Genomic DNA, 460 nt, shown 5'->3' on the forward strand with positions numbered 1-460 from the left:
AACACCCGAAGTCGGTGAGGTAACCTTTTGGAGCCAGCCGCCGAAGGTGGGACTAATGATTGGGGTGAAGTCGTAACAAGGTAGCCGTATCGGAAGGTGCGGCTGGATCACCTCCTTTCTAAGGATTAAATAGAAGGCGGAAGCGTCCGATTAGCGACGTATAGACTGGACTGAACCGTAGGAGATAAAGGAGACACGATGAACGAATGTGAATCGATGTTGACTTATCGTACAGAGGTGAAGGAAGTCTAATAGTCGTTGGGCGCTGTAGCTAGACTATAACGGAAACATACTTGGTCAGTTTGGTTCAGTTTTGAGAGAGCAAATCTCTCGATTTGTACCTTGAAAACTAAATAAGAGTAATACCAACGACATCAACTAAAAGCGGAAGCGACTGTTATGCGATGTATGGGCTGGACTGAGCGGAAGGAGATAAAGGAAACATGATGAACGTAAGTGA

1 rRNA gene is annotated in these 460 nt (G+C 45.9%); it reads left to right on the forward strand.

Features of this window, described 5'->3' with window-relative positions:
- A 16S ribosomal RNA gene (locus QBK89_RS15055) occupies positions 1 to 118 on the forward strand; the annotation flags it as partial.
- Between the last annotated feature and the right edge of the window lie 342 nt (positions 119 to 460).

Source organism: Virgibacillus sp. LDC-1, from assembly GCF_030137545.1.
In the GTDB taxonomy this organism is placed as follows: domain Bacteria; phylum Bacillota; class Bacilli; order Bacillales; family Amphibacillaceae; genus LDC-1.